The sequence below is a fragment of the Streptomyces sp. NPDC102406 genome, assembly GCF_044765725.1.
Classification (GTDB): domain Bacteria; phylum Actinomycetota; class Actinomycetes; order Streptomycetales; family Streptomycetaceae; genus Streptomyces.
Genome location: NZ_JBIWKP010000005.1, coordinates 290,342 through 307,098, shown reverse-complemented (window position 1 = coordinate 307,098; position 16,757 = coordinate 290,342). Strand labels below are relative to the sequence as shown.

At 71.2% G+C, this 16,757-nt stretch carries 13 protein-coding genes; 6 read left to right on the top strand and 7 right to left on the bottom strand.

Translation table 11 applies throughout. The annotated features are described in order from the left end of the window. Positions 1 to 208 precede the first annotated feature (208 nt). Positions 209 to 2,398 (bottom strand): ABC transporter family substrate-binding protein, encoded by a 2,190-nt coding sequence (locus ACIRF8_RS22580; RefSeq protein ID WP_404217525.1) that lies wholly within the window; start codon positions 2,396 to 2,398, stop codon positions 209 to 211. 267 nt (positions 2,399 to 2,665) lie between these two features. On the opposite strand from ACIRF8_RS22580, the gene ACIRF8_RS22575 reads away from it, so the two are divergent. The 6 genes from ACIRF8_RS22575 (at position 2,666) to ACIRF8_RS22550 (ending at position 9,581) form a co-directional block, all read left to right on the top strand. Further along, complete coding sequence (locus tag ACIRF8_RS22575; protein WP_404217228.1) at positions 2,666 to 2,953, top strand: hypothetical protein; 288 nt, start codon at positions 2,666 to 2,668, stop codon at positions 2,951 to 2,953. A gap of 37 nt (positions 2,954 to 2,990) precedes the next feature. After that, positions 2,991 to 3,830 (top strand): hypothetical protein, encoded by an 840-nt coding sequence (locus ACIRF8_RS22570; protein WP_404217227.1) that lies wholly within the window; start codon positions 2,991 to 2,993, stop codon positions 3,828 to 3,830. Positions 3,831 to 3,846: 16 nt separating this feature from the next. Beyond that, the gene (locus ACIRF8_RS22565; protein ID WP_404217226.1) at positions 3,847 to 5,811 is read left to right on the top strand and encodes a fumarate reductase/succinate dehydrogenase flavoprotein subunit; all 1,965 of its coding nucleotides are present in this window, start codon (positions 3,847 to 3,849) and stop codon (positions 5,809 to 5,811) included. Then, a complete protein-coding gene (locus tag ACIRF8_RS22560) occupies positions 5,808 to 6,584 on the top strand; it encodes a succinate dehydrogenase/fumarate reductase iron-sulfur subunit (protein ID WP_404217225.1) in 777 nt (258 codons plus the stop codon). Before ACIRF8_RS22565 ends, ACIRF8_RS22560 begins: the two co-directional genes overlap by 4 nt. 153 nt (positions 6,585 to 6,737) lie before the next feature. Beyond that, positions 6,738 to 8,795 (top strand): TPM domain-containing protein, encoded by a 2,058-nt coding sequence (locus ACIRF8_RS22555; RefSeq protein ID WP_404217224.1) that lies wholly within the window; start codon positions 6,738 to 6,740, stop codon positions 8,793 to 8,795. Between the two features lie 75 nt (positions 8,796 to 8,870). Further along, positions 8,871 to 9,581 carry a PspA/IM30 family protein gene (locus tag ACIRF8_RS22550; RefSeq protein WP_404217223.1) on the top strand — a complete coding sequence of 237 codons (711 nt, stop codon included), beginning with the start codon at positions 8,871 to 8,873 and terminating at the stop codon, positions 9,579 to 9,581. Positions 9,582 to 9,601: 20 nt separating this feature from the next. On the opposite strand, the gene ACIRF8_RS22545 is transcribed toward ACIRF8_RS22550, so the two are convergent. The 6 genes from ACIRF8_RS22545 to ACIRF8_RS22520 all read right to left on the bottom strand — a co-directional run bounded on the left by ACIRF8_RS22545 (position 9,602) and on the right by ACIRF8_RS22520 (position 16,593). Continuing rightward, positions 9,602 to 12,235 carry a SpoIIE family protein phosphatase gene (locus ACIRF8_RS22545; RefSeq protein WP_404217222.1) on the bottom strand — a complete coding sequence of 878 codons (2,634 nt, stop codon included), beginning with the start codon at positions 12,233 to 12,235 and terminating at the stop codon, positions 9,602 to 9,604. Positions 12,236 to 12,467: 232 nt separating this feature from the next. Next, positions 12,468 to 12,881: an ATP-binding protein gene (locus ACIRF8_RS22540; RefSeq protein WP_404217221.1), complete on the bottom strand. Its 414-nt coding sequence runs from the start codon at positions 12,879 to 12,881 to the stop codon at positions 12,468 to 12,470. Between the two features lie 162 nt (positions 12,882 to 13,043). Then, entirely contained in the window at positions 13,044 to 13,466 is a 423-nt protein-coding gene (locus ACIRF8_RS22535; RefSeq protein WP_404217220.1) for a (deoxy)nucleoside triphosphate pyrophosphohydrolase, read from the bottom strand. A 21-nt stretch (positions 13,467 to 13,487) separates the two neighbouring features. Beyond that, positions 13,488 to 13,691, bottom strand: a complete 204-nt coding sequence (locus ACIRF8_RS22530; RefSeq protein WP_404217219.1) for an SPOR domain-containing protein — start codon at positions 13,689 to 13,691, stop codon at positions 13,488 to 13,490. Positions 13,692 to 13,913: 222 nt separating this feature from the next. Further along, on the bottom strand, positions 13,914 to 15,623 hold the full coding sequence (locus ACIRF8_RS22525) for a purine-cytosine permease family protein (protein WP_404217218.1): 1,710 nt from the start codon (positions 15,621 to 15,623) through the stop codon (positions 13,914 to 13,916). 217 nt (positions 15,624 to 15,840) lie between these two features. Then, positions 15,841 to 16,593: a GntR family transcriptional regulator gene (locus ACIRF8_RS22520; protein ID WP_404217217.1), complete on the bottom strand. Its 753-nt coding sequence runs from the start codon at positions 16,591 to 16,593 to the stop codon at positions 15,841 to 15,843. Positions 16,594 to 16,757 lie beyond the last annotated feature (164 nt).

Here is a 16,757-nt window from a genome sequence, read left to right as displayed (position 1 = left end):
GGGCTGGACACGCCACGGCCTCACCCCATGGTACGTGGCTTGACGAGTGGGGGCGCTTCCGGCCCTGTGGGGGAGGAACCGGAAGGGTGGTCACGCAGGGGTTCGTGCAAAGAAAACCGCAGGTCAATGGGTACAACGAACCTTGCCCGCAGGGCAGTCCCGCGGGCAAGGGAGTTGAGGTTGATCTGAGCTAGGAAATCATCGGAGCCTACTTTTCCGATGATCCGGCGCCGGGCCGCCCGCCGCTCCCGAGGTAGCCGATGTCCTCGTACTCCGGCTCCTGGAAACCGAAGGCGCCGGCGTTGGCGAGGTCCGCGCGGGCCGCGACCAGCTCGGGACGCTGATACAGCGGAATCGATCCTGCGGCGGCCCAGATCTGGGCGTCCGCCTGCTTCACCAGGGCCCGCTCCTCGTCGGCGTCGAGCTCGCCGATGGCCTGGTCGAAGAGCTGGTCGATGTGGTCGGTGCCGACCCGGGTGTAGTTCTGCTCGACGGTGAGCGAGCCGTCGGCGGCCGGGACCGGCTTGGCGTAGATGGGGCGCGCGTCGGTGGCCGGATAGGCGGAGGCGGGCCAGGAGTAGAGCGCGAGGTCGTACTCGCCGGACGCGATGTGGTCCTTGAAGTAACTGTCGTCGTCGACCTTCATGACGTCGGTGCGGACGCCGATCGTCCGCAGCATCCGCGTGATCCGGTCCGCGACGGTGCGCAACTGCTCGGAGCCGGGGCCCGAGGGAAGGACGAAGCGCAGCGTGAGCGGCTTGCCGTCCTTGGCGAGCGCGCCCGCGGCGGCGCCGCCCGGTGCGGCGGTCCCCATCGGGGCGTACGCGCCGCCCGGGTGCTCCTTCCTCGCCTTGTCGCTGTCGGCGCGGCGCACCTTCAGGGCGTCGGCCTGGTGCAGGAGCGCGGCGTGCTGGGCCTCGGCGACCGGGCCGGGGGCGAGCAGCGGCGCGTTGCCGCCGGGCTTGCCGTCGTCGTCCCGGGCGCCCGCCGCGCTGTCGGCCTTGCCGCCCGCCGTCTTCGGCTTCTCCTTCTTCCCCTCCACCGGTCCGCCTGGCACCCAGCCCGCCTCCGTGAGCAGCGCCTGCGCCTCGGCGGTGTCCTGGTCGCCCAGCGCGTTGCTGTTGTCGGCGTACGCGGGCTGTCCGGCCAGAGCGAGGTGGTTGTCGACGGTGGTCACCGGCAGGCCGAGCGGCTTGAGGGCCACCTCGGCGAGTTCGGTCCTGTCCAGGGCGCGGGCCACGGCGCGGCGCACGCGTTCGTCGGCGAGAGGGCCCGAGGCGCCGTTCAACGCGAGCTGCGTGTACGCCGGTTCGAACGACTTGCGGACCTCGAAGCCCTCCAGGTTCGCCTGCTCGTCGGCGTACTTCCGCACCGCCTTGCGCATCCTCTTGCGGGCGGTGATCTCCTCGTCCGCCGCCTCCTCGTCGGCGCCGTGCGCGAGCGCCCAGGAACGCAGCGCCCGGCCCGGGGTGAGGGCGGCGCCGGGCCCGTGGGTGAGCGGGCCCGAGGCGCCCTTGTCGCGGGCGGCGTGGGCGATGCGCTCGGCGCCGCCCGCGTCGAGCTCGGCCAGGTCGAGGCGGCCCGCGGCGAGGGCGGCGGTCCGCTTGGCGCGGGGCACGACGGTCAGGACGACCTTGTCGAGCTTGGCGACCCGGCCCCACCAGCGCGGGTTGCGGTCGAGGGTGATCTTGTCGGCGCCCCGGTCGACGGAGTCGAGGACGAAGGGGCCCGCGGTCACCTTGAGCTTGCGGCGCGCGTCCTCGTTGAAGCCGTCCGGCGTCCCCGTGACGTCCTTGGGGTACAGCGGCGAGAACAGGGAGCGCCAGTCCGCGTACGGCTTGGCGAACGTGACCCGGACCTCCAGGTCGTCGGCGCCGCGCTCCACCTTCTCGATCCGGTCATAGCCCGCGTTGTGCGCGGTCCAGTACCCGTTGTCCTTGCCGGACAGGGCGCGCCACTGCGCGGCGAAGTCGGGGGCGCCGATCTCGCGACCGTCGCTCCACACGGCCTGCTGGTTCAGCTTGTAGAGGACGACCTGCTTGGGCTCGGTCTCGATGACCTCGGCCTTCTCCAGGAAGTCGGCGTCTCGCTGCGGGCGGCCCTGCGCGTCGAGCCGGAACATCGACGGCAGCACGGCGCCCGCGACCCGGCCGGTCACCGGGTCGGCGTCGGCCTGGAAGGCGTTCAGGGTCCGCGGCATGGCGTCGACCGCCCAGCGCAGTGTGCCGCCGTCCTTGATCCGGTCGCGGGCGGCGGGCGCGATGTCCTGGCCCGCGGAGGGGGCGCTCGTGTCGTCGTCGGAGGCGCATCCCGCGAGGGCGGTCACGGCGAGCGCCCCGCTCACGAGGAACGCGGCCGAGCGGGTGGCTGCGCCTGGGCGCCTGGGGTGGGAGTGCATCTCGGCGTCTACCTCCGGTGCGGGCCGGTTGATCACGATTGGCCGTATATGTCGTTGATCACATCTATCGGGCCACTGAAGTGGCTGGGGGTGCCGGGCACCGGACGACACGGCGGTGCTCCGCGCAAAGCCCACCCGGGCGGGTTAATCGGGGACGGATGAGCACCGGAGGCAATCCGCCCCGGTCCCTTCACAAAGGGTGATGTGACGCGCGACACTCGCAGGCGCATGAGCAACTCCGCCGCACCAGCGGAAGCGAGGCAAGTCATGTCCCTGGACGACGACCTGACGGTCATTCAGCGCTGCGTCGACGAACTCGCACGGGCCGTGGGGCGGCTGCAGCCCCAGCTCGTCGGCCCGGACCTGCGCCGGGTCCGCGCCGACACCGACCACCTGCGCGAGAGCGTGGCCCTGCTGCGCGCATCGGCCGCGGCGCCGGGCGCCTCGCCCCTGCCGCAGGGGCTCGTGTCGATCCCCGACACCCCGTACGACAGCTCCCTGTGGACCGACTCGGACGACGAGGGGCTCGGCGCACGCAACAGGCACGCCCCCTGACGCACGCACCCATCCGTCCCTTCGAGCGGAGGTCTCGTTGGCCACCGGCACGCAGCCCACCAGCACCGAACCCCATACCAGGAGCGGCACCGGCGTCCGAGGCAGGACGCGTGCCGCGATCGCCGCGCCCCATCTGCGCACGGACCGCTGGTGGCTGGCCCCGGCCGCGACCGCGGCGGGCCTGTTCGCCTTCGTCGTCTACTCGACATGGCGGGCCTTCGCCGACGCCGACTACTACGCGGCGCCGTACGTGTCACCGTTCTACTCGCCGTGCATCGCCGAGAACTGCGCACCGATGCGGCACGGCCCCAACTGGGAGATCTTCGGAAGCTGGTGGGGCCTCTCCCCCGCCCTGCTCATCCTGATCTTCCCGCTCGGCTTCCGCCTGACCTGCTACTACTACCGCAAGGCGTACTACCGCGGCTTCTGGGCGTCACCACCGGCCTGCGCGGTGGCCGAGCCGCACAAGAAGTACTCGGGCGAGACGCGCTTCCCGCTGATCCTCCAGAACATCCACCGGTACTTCTTCTACGCGGCCGTGCTCGTCGCCTGCATCCTCACCTACGACACCGTCCTCGCCTTCCGCGACGAGACGTACGCGTGGGGCCACATGGGCCTCGGCACCCTGGTGTTCCTGGTGAACATCGCGCTGATCTGGGCGTACACCATCTCCTGCCACTCCTGCCGGCACATCGTCGGCGGCCGTCTCAAGCACTTCTCGAAGCACCCCGTGCGCTACCGCCTGTGGGGCTGGGTCAGCAAGCTGAACGGCCGTCACGCGCTGCTGGCCTGGGCCTCGTTGGTGAGCGTCGCGCTCGCCGACTTCTACGTGTACCTGGTCGCGTCCGGCGCCTTCGACGATCCGCGGTTCTTCTAATGGTGGGGGCTCATCGATGAGTGTGGTGGAGCGGCAGCAGTGGGACGTTGTCGTCGTGGGCGCGGGCGGCGCCGGACTGCGGGCCGCGATCGAGGCGCGGGAGCAGGGCGCCCGTACGGCGGTGATCTGCAAATCCCTCTTCGGCAAGGCCCATACGGTGATGGCCGAGGGCGGCATCGCCGCGGCCATGGGCAATGTGAACTCGGGCGACAACTGGAAGGTCCACTTCCGCGACACGATGCGCGGCGGCAAGTTCCTCAACCAGTGGCGGATGGCGGAGCTGCACGCCAAGGAAGCCCCGGACCGCGTCTGGGAGTTGGAGACCTGGGGCGCCCTCTTCGACCGCACCCGCGACGGCCGGATCTCGCAGCGCAACTTCGGCGGCCACGAGTATCCGCGCCTCGCCCATGTCGGCGACCGCACCGGCCTGGAGCTGATCCGCACCCTCCAGCAGAAGATCGTCCAGCTCCAACAGCAGGACAAGGAGGAGTTCGGCGACTACGAGTCCCGCCTGAAGGTCTTCCAGGAGTGCACGGTCACGCGCATACTCAAGGACGACGACGGCGGCCGGGTCTCCGGCGCGTTCTGCTACGAACGCGAGAGCGGGCGCTTCTTCGTGCTCGAAGCGCCGAGCGTGGTCCTCGCCACCGGCGGCATCGGCAAGTCCTTCAAGGTGACGTCGAACTCCTGGGAGTACACCGGCGACGGCCACGCCCTCGCGCTCCTCGCGGGCGCACCCCTGCTCAACATGGAGTTCGTGCAGTTCCACCCGACCGGCATGGTCTGGCCGCCGTCCGTGAAGGGCATCCTCGTCACCGAGTCCGTGCGCGGCGACGGCGGGGTGCTCAGGAACTCCGACGGAAAACGCTTCATGTTCGACTACGTCCCGGACGTGTTCAAGGAGAAGTACGCCGAGTCGGAGGCCGAGGGCGACCGCTGGTACGAGGACCCGGACAACAACCGGCGCCCACCCGAACTGCTCCCCCGCGACGAAGTCGCCCGCGCCATCAACGCCGAGGTCAAAGAGGGCCGCGGCTCCCCGCACGGCGGCGTGTTCCTCGACGTGTCGACGCGGATGCCCGCCGAGGTCGTCCGGCGCCGACTGCCGTCCATGTACCACCAGTTCAAGGAGCTGGCGGATGTCGACATCACGGCCGAGGCGATGGAGGTCGGGCCCACCTGCCACTACGTGATGGGCGGCATCGCCGTCGACTCGGACACGGCAGCCGCCCGCGGCGTACCCGGCCTGTACGCCGCCGGAGAAGTCGCAGGCGGCATGCACGGATCGAACCGGCTCGGCGGCAACTCGCTCTCCGACCTCCTCGTGTTCGGCCGGCGCGCGGGCCTGCACGCCGCCACCTACGCACGGGGCCTGACCGAGCGCCCCGCCGTGGCCGACCTCCAGCTCGACGCCGCCGCGGCCGAGGCGCTGCGCCCGTTCTCCGCCGAGAGCCACGAGGACGGCACCGTCCCCGAGAACCCGTACACCCTGCACCAGGAACTCCAGCAGACCATGAACGACCTGGTCGGCATCATCCGCCGCGAACCCGAGATGCGGCAGGCCCTGCGCACACTCGCCGACCTGCGGGTGCGGGCACGACGGGCGGGGGTGGAAGGACACCGGCAGTTCAACCCCGGCTGGCACCTCGCCCTCGACCTGCGCAACATGCTCCTCGTCAGCGAGTGCGTCGCGCGCGCCGCCCTGGAGCGACAGGAGTCCCGCGGCGGCCACACCCGCGAGGACCACCCGGCCATGGACCGGCAGTGGCGCCGCGCCAACCTGCTGTGCCGGCTGCGCGACCCCACCGACGGTCCGGCGGCCATCGATCCGGTCCCCGCCGACCCGATCCCCACGGACCCGGCCCGCGGCCAGATCGCGCTCACCCGCGAGACCACCGAACCCATCCGCCCCGACCTGCTCGCCCTCTTCGAGAAAGAGGAGCTGGTCAAGTACCTGGCCGAAGAGGAGCTGTACGAGTGAGCGCGTATGAGGCCCGCTTCCGGGTGTGGCGCGGGGACACGGCGGGCGGCGGCCTCCAGGACTACGACGTCGAGGTGAACGACGGCGAGGTCGTCCTCGACATCATCCACCGCCTCCAGGCGACCCAGACCCCTGACCTCGCGGTCCGGTGGAACTGCAAAGCCGGCAAGTGCGGTTCCTGCTCCGCCGAGATCAACGGGCGGCCCCGGCTGCTGTGCATGACGCGGATGTCCGTCTTCGGCCCCGACGACGTCATCACGGTGACGCCACTGCGCGCGTTCCCCGTCGTGCGGGACCTCGTGACCGACGTCGGGTTCAACTACGCCAAGGCCCGCGAGGTGCCCGCGTTCGTGCCGCCCGCCGGGGTGGGGGCCGGTGAGTACCGGATGATGCAGGAGGACGTCGATCGGCCGCAGGAGTTCCGCAAGTGCATCGAGTGCTTCCTGTGCCAGGACACGTGCCATGTGGTCCGGGACCATGAGGAGAACAAAGCCGCCTTCGCCGGGCCGCGCTTCCTGATGCGCGTCGCCGAGCTGGACATGCATCCGCTGGACGAGGCCGCCGAGAGCGGACTCGACCGCAAGCGGGCCGCTCAGGAGGAGCACGGGCTCGGCTACTGCAACATCACGAAGTGCTGTACGGAGGTGTGCCCCGAGGGCATCAAGATCACGGACAACGCGCTGATTCCTTTGAAGGAGCGGGCTGTCGATCGGAAGTACGACCCGGTGGTGTGGCTGGGGAACAAGATCCGCCGGAGGTCTTCGTCCGCCTGAGTCGAGGGTGGCCGCCGCTTCTTTCGGGTTCGTGCGTTTCAGGGCGGTGGTCGGGGAACCCGGGGTCTGGGCAGGGTGGGCCGGTGTCGCGGCCGGGGTGCTGTGGGGGCGTCCCGGTCGCGGCACCTTCCTTGCGGACATACCCTCCGAAATGTGTCCCCGTCCGAGACTCGTCCCCGCCCGGTACCCATAGCCGCGCGGACGGTGGCGGCCACGTTGCTCGTGCTGCTGTGGCTGCTGCTGCCCGCCGCCTCCGTACGTGCCGAGGACCCGGTCGCCCTCTCCCGGACCGGGCAGATCACCGACAAGGCGGGCGCCCTCGGTGACCGCGAGGACGCCGTCGTCAGCGCGCTCGGCGACCTCGACGACGCGCGCGGCATCCAGCTCTTCGTCGCCTATGTGCGGGACTTCTCGGGCCGTTCGGCGCAGGACTGGGCCGACGCCACCGCCGACAGGAACGGGCTCGGCCTGAACGACGTACTCCTCGCCGTCGCCACGCACGACCGGCAGTACGCGCTCTCGGTCGACCAGGACTCCCGGCTCACGGACGCGCGGATCGAGGAGATCAACCGGGTCGGCGTCGAACCCGCGTTGCGCGGGAACGACTGGCCCGGGGCCGCGATCGGTGCCGCGCACGGGATCGATGCCGTCGTCGCCGGTCGGCCCGTGCCCACCCCGACGATCACGCCGGGCGCCGCGGACCCGGGCGCCGGTGAGCGCAGCGGCGCGGGCAACGGCGACCTGGTGCTGCCCGTCGTCGCCGTCGGCGCGGCGGGCGCTCTGGCCGCGTACTCGTACACCCGTCGCAAGCGGCGCATGAGTGGGCGCACCACCCCGGGACCCGGTGGGCACGTCGCCCCCGTCGCCGAGCTGGACCGGCAGGCTCGGCATCTGCTGGTCGAGACCGACGACGCGGTGCGCACCAGTACCGAGGAACTGGGCTTCGCCACCGCCCAGTTCGGGGAGGAGGCGGTCGCGCCGTTCGATGCGGCGCTGGCGTACGCGCAGTCGGAGCTGACGACCGCGTTCGAACTGCGCCAGCAGCTCGACGACGCGTTCCCCGAGGACGAGCCGACGAAGCGACGGATGCTCGACGAGATCATCAGCCGCTGCACCGAGGCCGGGCGCCGGCTCGACCAGGTGTCCGGGGACTTCGACCGGCTGCGCTCCCTGGAGCGGACCGCGCCGGAAGCGCTCGCCCACGCCGAGAGCGCCTTCCGCGAGCTGACGGCGCAGACCACTCGCGCGGAGGAGACCCTGACCGCGCTCGGTACGCGGTACGCGCCGGGTGCGCTGCTTTCGGTCGCCGGCCATGTCGACCAGGCCAAGGACCGGCTCGTGTTCGCCACCGGCCGGCTCGACGAGGCCCGCCGGTGCGTCGACGCGGGCGACAACGGCAAGGCCGCCGTGTCCCTGCGGGCCGCCGAGGGAGCCATCGACCAGGCCGCCACCTTCGTCGCCGCGATCGAGCGCCTGGCCGGTGAACTCGGAGAGGCCACGGACACACTGCCCGCCGCGCTCACCGAGTCCGAGGCCGATCTCGCCGACGCGCGCGGCCTGCTCGACGGCACCGCGCCGGGTACGTCCACGGCCGATCTGCGGGGACGTATCGCCCGCGCCGAGTCCGTTGTCGGCGACGTACGCCGGGAGATGGCCGCGGGCCCGTACGACCCGATCGACGCGTTGCGCCGCGTGGAGGAGGCGGACGCGGCGCTCGACGAGGCGCTCACGGCGGCGCGGGAGCGCGAGGCGGGCACCACACGCGCCCGGTCGCTGCTCGGTCAGGCCCTGCTCGCGGCGCGCAGCGGCACCAGGGCCGCCGCCGACTTCATCACGACGCACCGGGGCGCCGTCGGCAGCGAGGCCCGCACCCGGCTCGCGGAGGCCCAGCGGCATCTGGCGAACGCGCTGGGCGCCGAGGGGAGCGATCCGGCGGCGGCGCTCGTGGAGGCGCAGCAGGCCGACGCGCTGGCGCGGCAGGCGCAGGCGCTGGCCGAGCGGGACGTGCGCTCGTACGGCGATCCGTACCGGGGCGGAGGCGGCTCGGGCGGGGCCGTGCTCGGCGGGATCCTCCTCGGGCAGCTCCTCGGGGGCGGGGCGCGCGGTATGGGCGGCGGCCGTCGGGTCGGGGGCGGCGGGTTCGGCGGTGGGCCGGGCAGTTTCGGGGGCGGCGGGACCCGCGGCCGACGAGGGGGCGGCGGACGTTTCTGACCAGCATGCCGGGCGGTACCGACCCCAGCCCGCGTCACCCGACATCCGTAGGCCCACGTTCCGGAGGACTTGACCATGACGAAGCAGACCGTCTTCAGCCGGGTCGCCACCCTCGCCAAGGCGAACATCAACGCGCTGCTCGACAGCGCCGAGGACCCGCAGAAGATGCTCGACCAGCTCATCCGCGACTACACGTACAACATCAGGGAGGCCGAGGAGGCCGTGTCGGTCACCATCGGCAATCTGCGGATGCTGGAGCAGGACCACAAGGAGGACGTGGACGCGGCGGCCGAGTGGGGCACCAAGGCGCTCGCGGCCAGCAAGAAGGCGGACGAGCTGCGGGCCGGTGGCAGCGCGGCCGAGGCCGACACGTTCGACCGCCTCGCGAAGGTCGCGCTGGGGCGGCAGGTGCGGGCCGAGAAGGAGGCCAGGGACGCCGAGCCGACGATCGGCGCGCAGACCGTCGTGGTCGACAAGCTGAAGGCCGGGCTCGACCAGATGAAGACGAAGCTGGTGCAGCTCCAGGCGAAACGCGATCAGTTGGTGGCCCGCGCGAAGACCGCGCAGGCGCAGAACCAGATGCTGGACGCGGCGAAGAACATCGACGTCCTCGACCCGGCGAGCGAGTTGAGCCGGTTCGAGGAGAAGGTGCGCCGCGAGGAGGCCAGGGCGCTCGGCAAGCAGGAGCTGGCCGACTCCTCGCTCGACGCGCAGTTCGAGCAGCTCGACGCGCTCGGTGACGACGCCGAGATCGAGGCGCGGCTCGCCGCGCTCAAAGGTGCCTGAGGCATCGGCTTACGGGCGCCTCAGAACAGGCTGAGCAGTGCCTCCGTCGGGTCGGCGAGGCCGGTCTCCCCGTCGGGCAGGGCGAGTTCGAACCAGACGGTCTTGCCGCGCGGGGTACGGCGCGAGCCCCAGGCCGCACTGAGCAGGCCGACGAGCTGGAGACCGCGGCCCCCTTCGTCGGTGTCGCGGGCGCGGCGGCGGCGCGGCTGCACGAGCCCGGCGTCCCACACCTCGCACACCAGCGTGCGGTCGAGCAGCAGCCGGAGCCTGATCTCGCCCTCGCCGTACCGCAGGGCGTTGGTGACCAGCTCGCTGACGAGCAGCTCGGTGGTGTCCACGAGGGGTTCGAGGTCCCAGGCGACGAGCTGGTCGCGGGCGAGCTCGCGGGCCCGGCCCACGGACTTCGGTTCGCGGGGCAGCGTCCAGTCGCCGACGCTGTCGCTCGGCAGTCCCTGGATGCGGGCCATGAGGAGGGCGATGTCGTCCTCGCCGTGGTGCGTGTCGAGGGTGGTGAGGACGTGGTCGCAGACGTCCTCCAGGGCCGGTGCCGGGTCGTCGAGCACGGCGCGGAACGCGGAGAGCCCCTCGTCCAGGGGGTGGTCGCGGGACTCGACGAGGCCGTCCGTGTAGAGGGCGAGCAGGGAGCCCTCGGGCAGGTCCACCTCGACCTCCTCGAACGGTTCGCCGCCCACGCCGAGCGGCATCCCCGGCGGCACGTCGAGCATGAGGGCGCCGTCGCCGGGTTCGACGAGCACGGGCGGCAGGTGCCCGGCGTTGGCGAAGGTGCAGCGGCGGGTGACGGCGTCGTAGACCGCGTAGACGCAGGTGGCGAGGTAGACCTCGGACAGGTCGGCGTCGGAGGGCTTGCTGCGGGCCGAACGCGTCGCCTGCTGGACCCCGCCGGGCGTGCCGAGTCCGCGGGCGATCTCGTCCAGCGCGCTGAGCACTTCGGCGGGTTCGAGGTCGAGCAGGGCCAGCGTCCGCACCGCGGTGCGCAGTTCACCCATGGCGACGGCGGCGCGCAGGCCGCGCCCCATGACGTCGCCGATGACGAGGGCGGTGCGGTGGCCGGGGAGTTCGATGACGTCGAACCAGTCGCCGCCGACCTCCGTCGCCGCGTTCCCGGGCAGGTAGCGGCAGGCGATGTCCAGGCCGGACGCCTCGGGGTTGTCGGGCGGCAGGAGCGAGCGTTGCAGTATGAGGGCGCGCTCGTGCTCGCGGCGGTACAGGCGCGCGTTGTCGATACAGACCGCGGCGCGTGCGGCCAGCTCGACCGCGAGGGCACGGTCCCGGTCGTTGAACGGTTCGCTGCCCTTGGTACGGGAGAACTGCACGAGCCCGACGACGGTGTCGTGGGCGACCATGGGCACCGCGAGCGTGGACTGCACGAGGCCGCCCGGCTCGGCGGGCAGCAGTTGGGGCCGTGCGGTGCGCAGGGCGTCCGCGGGCGCCGAGTTGAAGGGGAAGCGGTGCACCGCGCCGACGCTGACGGGGGCCTCGCCGCCCAGGTCGAGGAAGGGCACGTCCGCGACGGCGCTGGCGGCGGCGACGCGGCGCAGCTCGGCGCTGCCGTCGGCGAGGCTGTGGCTGCCGAGCGCCGCCTCGTCGCCCGCGAGCAGCCCCTGGTACAGGTCGACGGAGGCCAGGTCGCAGAAGCCCGGGACGACGACGTCGAGGAGTTCTCGGGAGGTCGTCTCCAGGTCGAGGGAGTTGCCGATGCGGGCGCCCGCCTCGTTGAGAAGGGCCAGGTTGCGGCGGGCGTGCGCGGCCTCGCGGGCGGCGGCGTGGCGCCGGGTGACGTCGGTGGACAGCCCGGCGATGCCGATGGGCCGGCCCGAGCCGCTGTGCACGCGGTAGAGGTTGATGGACCAGTGTCGCCGCTCGGCGGAGTTGGGGACGGTCCCCACCAACTGCATGTCGGTGACGGCCTCGCCGGTCTCCAGGACCCGGCGCAGCGCGCCCTGCACCCGGTCGGCCTCGTGGCGCGGCAGGTAGTCGTGGACGGTGCGCCCGCGGTGGTCGTCGGTCTTGCCGCCGAAGACCGAGGTGAACGTGCGGTTGGTGCGCCGCACCTTGAGATCCGTGTCGAACAGCAGGAAGCCGAACGGAGATTGACCGAAAATCGCCTGCGAGGCGGCGAGGTCCGTCTCGATGCGCCGCAGGGTCCGCACGTCCACGACGATGCAGACCGCGGCGCGCTCACCGGACTCGGTCGTCGTCGGCATCACGTAGACCTCGGCGCTGCCGGTCGGCCGGTCCGCCGAGGCCTCCGCGTCGTCGGCGGCGGGCGGCATGCGGAACGGGACGCTGCCCGTCCACTCGCGGCCGTCCAGGATCTCCGCCATCTTGCGGTAGCCGCGCTCGCGGAGGTCGGCGGGGACGAACGCCTCGATCGGGTCCTTGCCCACGGCGTCCTCGGGCGGCACACCGAAGATCTGCGCGGCGCGCAGGCTCCACTGATCGATCAGCCCGTCCGGCCCGATGGAGAAGGACGCCACCTTGATGTAGTCGTAGATGGAACCTGGCGGGCTCGACTGCCAGACGTCGGCCGCTGTCGGCCCGTCACCGTCCCGCGGCGTGCGGTCCGCATCCCGCGCCGACTCCGTGCCCGAGGGACCCTCGGACATGCTGGCCTTCGCTGGTATCTCGCTCACGCGAACCGTCCCCTCCAGCTCACCACGTCCGGCACCGGTCACCGGGGCGGCTGCCCGCAGTATCCAGCACTACGGGGCCGCGCAACACGGTGTTCACGATCACACCACGCTCCCGACGCTTTTTGGCCCGTCGGGGCCGACTGTTTCCGTACCCAGGGTGGCGGTACGCCCACACACGACGACCCGCACCCACTGTTCCCGATCACTGTTCACGATCTTCGCCGTCTGTCGTCTAACCGGGCAGAGCGAGCTCGAACCACACCGTTTTGCCACCCGTGCGGGGGTCCCCGGGTCGCGTGCCCCAGCTCCGGGAGGCGTCCGCGACCAGTTGCAGGCCCCGGCCGCCCTCGTCGTCGGGGGCGGCGGCCCGGGCGCGGGGCGGGTCGGGCAGCGGGTCGGAGACCTCCACGAGCAGGGCGCCGTGGTCGCGGGGTTCGGGCGGGCGGTGCAGGCGTACGCCGATGGGGCCCGTGGCGTACCGGAGGGAGTTGGTGACCAGCTCGCTGACCAGCAGCGTCGTGATGTCGCCGAGGTCGCCGAGGCCCCAGTCGGCGAGCTGTGCGCGGACCGCAGCGCGGGCTTTGCGGACGGCTGTCGGGTCGGCGGGGAAAGCCCACTCGGCGCTGTCACGTTCGGTGTGGAGCACGCCGATCACTTCCCTGGCCCGCAAGAGCTTCGTCCGATTTCGTAGGGTTAATTGGCATATACCCGTGCGGAACGTGGTGCTATCGCGTCAGGGGGTGCGTGGTGGCACGGACGGCGTACGCGATGACTGCGCAGGCGCGCGACCGAGGTGCCCGTGCGCCGGTCAGCCCTTACACGCGTCCAGGGCGAGCACCGCTTTCACCGCGGGGACGTCCTGGTCCAGCCAGTCGACCGACCAGATGTCGTCCGGCGTCAGCCAGCGCAGCTCGTCGTGGTCCTGGAGCGGGGCCGGGGCGCCGGAGAGGAGGCGGGTGCGCCATACCCGCAGGACATAGCCGGGTTTGAGGGGCCATTCGCCCGGCACCCGGTCGACGGGGTCGGCCGCGACGCCCAGCTCCTCGCGCAGTTCCCGGACGAGCGCGCGCTCGGGGGCCTCGCCCGGCTCGACCTTCCCGCCGGGCAGTTCCCAGCGTCCGGCGAGCTCGGGGGGCGCACTCCGTCGCGCGGCGAGCAGACGTCCCGCGTCGTCGTGGAGCGCGGCGGCGACCACCACGACCGGTTCGGGGGAAGAAGGTGCAGACGGCATACGCGGGAGCCTACGGCTCCGTCAGCGCGCCGCTCCGTTCTGCCCCGGTCCGGGGTTCTGGGCGAGCCGCTCGACCCAGTAGAGCTGCTTGTGGCCGCGGTCGTCGAGGCTGTCCGCCGTGCGCTGCGCCTCGGCCCTGGTCGCGTACCTGCCGACGCGATAGCGGTTGCCGTTGTCGTCCTGGCGTATGACAAGCCACGGAAGCGTGGTCGAGCTGTCACTCATCGCGCCCCTCCACTCCCCGACTCCAGCTCGCACGATGCCCCGCCCCCTAAGGATTCTGAGGAAACCGCAATCCGCATATGCCCGAGCTTACGCCTGACCTTTACGGAGCGGATACGGATTGGCACAAAGAGATACGCAACAAGCCACGAAGGCGGCACTCCGCGTTCATAGGGAAGGGGCGCATCCGCATAGATGCGCCCCCTGTATCGCCTCGGTGCCGTCTCAGCGCGCGCGCACCGTCGGTATCGGCATCAGCACCGCCTCCCCGGCCGGTCGCTTCGTGCAGGCGTCACCGCATTCCGCGTCCAGGGAACAGCACAGCGAACAGATCGGTCCCGCGTGGACGGGGCAGTCGGCGATGTCGGGGAGTTCGTACGCCGTTTCACAGACACCGCAGGTGTGCGTCGCGGTGACGTCCGCTACGTCGACGTCCGGACCGTTCACCGGATTCGGCCGGGCCAGGTAGTACTTGCCCTTCGTCGCCCACGCGATCAACGGGCACAGGACCAGTGCGAGACCCGCGGCGATGAAGGTCGAGAACGCCTCCGCGTATTCTCCGAAGAGGCCGAAGAAGGCGAGGATCGAGACCACGGACGCCACGACCATCGACCCGAACCCGGCGGGGTTCACGGCGTACAGGTACGCGCGCTTGAACTCGATGTACTTCGGACTCCACCCCACCCGCTTGTTGATGACGAGGTCGGCGGCGACGGCCGCGATCCAGGCGATGCCCACGTTCGAGTAGAAGCCGAGCAGTTTGTTGAGCGCGGCGAACATGTTCATCTCCATCAGCGTCAGCGCGATGGCGAGGTTGAGGAAGATGTACCAGACCCGGCCCGGGTGCCGGTGTGTCACCCGGGAGAAGAAGTTCGACCACGACAGCGAGCCGCTGTAGGCGTTCGTGACGTTGATCTTGATTTGTGACACGACGACGAACAGCGCGGCGACCGGCAGCGCGACCGAGCCGAGCCACGGTTTCAACGCCTCCACCTGCGGGGCGATCGGTTCGAGCGCGTGCGTCTCCCCCACGGCCGCCAGCGCCACGAAGGCGAGGAGCGCCCCGCCGAGCTGCTTGGCGGCACCGATGATCACCCAGCCGGGCCCCGCGGCGAGAACGGCCAGATTCCATCGCTTCCTGTTCGCCTCCGTCTTCGCCGGCATGAAGCGCAGGTAGTCCGCCTGCTCGCCGATCTGCGCGATGAGGGAGAGCGCCACGCCGGTACCGAGCCCGAAGCCGAGCCAGTCGAAGCCGCTGCCCGCGCCCTGGGTGCCGCCGAAGTGTGTGAAGTCGGCGAACGACCCCGGCGCGTGGAAGGCCAGCACGATGAAGGGGAGCACGAGTCCGATCAGCCACACGGGCTGGGTCCACGCCTGCACCTTGGCCAGCGCGCCCATCCCGCGGAACACGATGGGGATGACGATGAGCGTGGTGAGCAGGTAGCCGACCGGCAGCGGCAGTCCGACGACCTCGTGCATGGCCTGCGCCATGATCGAGCCTTCGAGCGCGAAGAAGATGAACGTGAACGAGGCGTAGATCAGCGAGGTCAGTGTCGAGCCGAAGTAGCCGAAGCCCGCGCCGCGCGTGATGAGGTCCATGTCCAGGCCGTACTTGGCGCACGCCCGAGCGATCGGGATGCCGGTCAGGAAGATGATCGTCGCCGCACAGAGGATCGAGGCGAGCCCGCTGGTGAATCCGTAGGTGAAGACGATGGACGCCCCGATCGCGAAGTCCGCGAGGTAGGCGATGCCGCCGAGCGCCGTGGAGGCGACCATCGTCGGCGACCAGCGCCGGTAGGAGTGCGGGGCGTAGCGCAGCGAGAAGTCCTCGCGGGACTCGTCGGCGGCCAGCTTGGCGTAACTGCGCCGGGGCAGGCGGGTGTCGGGCGGTTCGGGGACCGCCGGGTCGGCGGTGGGCAGAGCGGTATCGGTCATCGTCGGCTTCCCGTTCGTCCATCCGTCAGCGGAATACCGGTCGGCCCGGTACGGCTGGTACGGACAGGGAAGTTAGGAGCCGTGCATGACAAGTCGGTGCGGCGCGGCATTGCCCACGGGTTACGGAGCCCTCTCCCGCGTTAACTCGCGATCACATGCCACGGACAATCCGCCCCGGCTATCGGTCACTCACCCCGAATTCCGGAAGCGAAGGACTTCACTTCACGGGCAGGTGATAGGCGATGCGATAACGGTCGGCCGGAACCACGACATCTGCCGTCTCCACCGGTCTGCCCGAGGCGAAGAACGTCCGGTGGATGACGAGGACGACATGGCCCGGCACACCGCCGAGCGCGCTCAACTCCTCGGCGAGACCGGGGCGGGCGGCGACCTCCTCCGTCACGTTGTCCACGATCACGTCGATCGCCGCCATGCGCTCGACGACACCGCAGCCACCGAGCGGCCCTTCCTCGGGAAGCATCACCGGCGTGCGTCCCGTGACGGCCAGCGGCTCCCAGGAGGTCGCCAGCATCATCGCCTCGCCCGCGTCCCGGTACACGTATCTCGTGCACATCACGCGGTCACCCACGCGGATACCGAGCCGCTCGGCGATCCCGCCGTCCGCCTCGACCTGCTCGCTGCGCGAGTCCCAGGTGCCGCGCGCCGCCGGGTCGGCCTGCTCCTGCCGGAACGGCGTGGAGCCGCTGCCCGCCCGGTATCCGGAGCGGGCCACGCGGCGCGGCACCGGTCGCTCACGCACATAGGTCCCCGACCCGGACCGCCCCTCGACGAGGCCCTCCGCCATGAGGACCTTGCGGGCTTCCAGCGCGACCGTGTCCGAGACCCCGTACTCCTCGCGGATGCGGGCCTGTGAGGGAAGGCGAGTGAGCGGCGGCAGCGAGCCGTTGACGATCTTCCTGCGCAGATCTCCCGCGACGCGCAGGTACGCCGGCTGCTCACCGAATGTCACTAGCTTTCCCCCTCGGTTCCCCGTCGGATTGACAGACAGCAACAGCGTGGCAACCGTGGGTTGAGCCATGCAAGCAAAGGCCAGGGAATCACTCGAAGTGATGACATGCGGCCTCGGAGGGCTTTACGCAGCGACTTTCTCCAGGTAGTGGACCATTCATACAT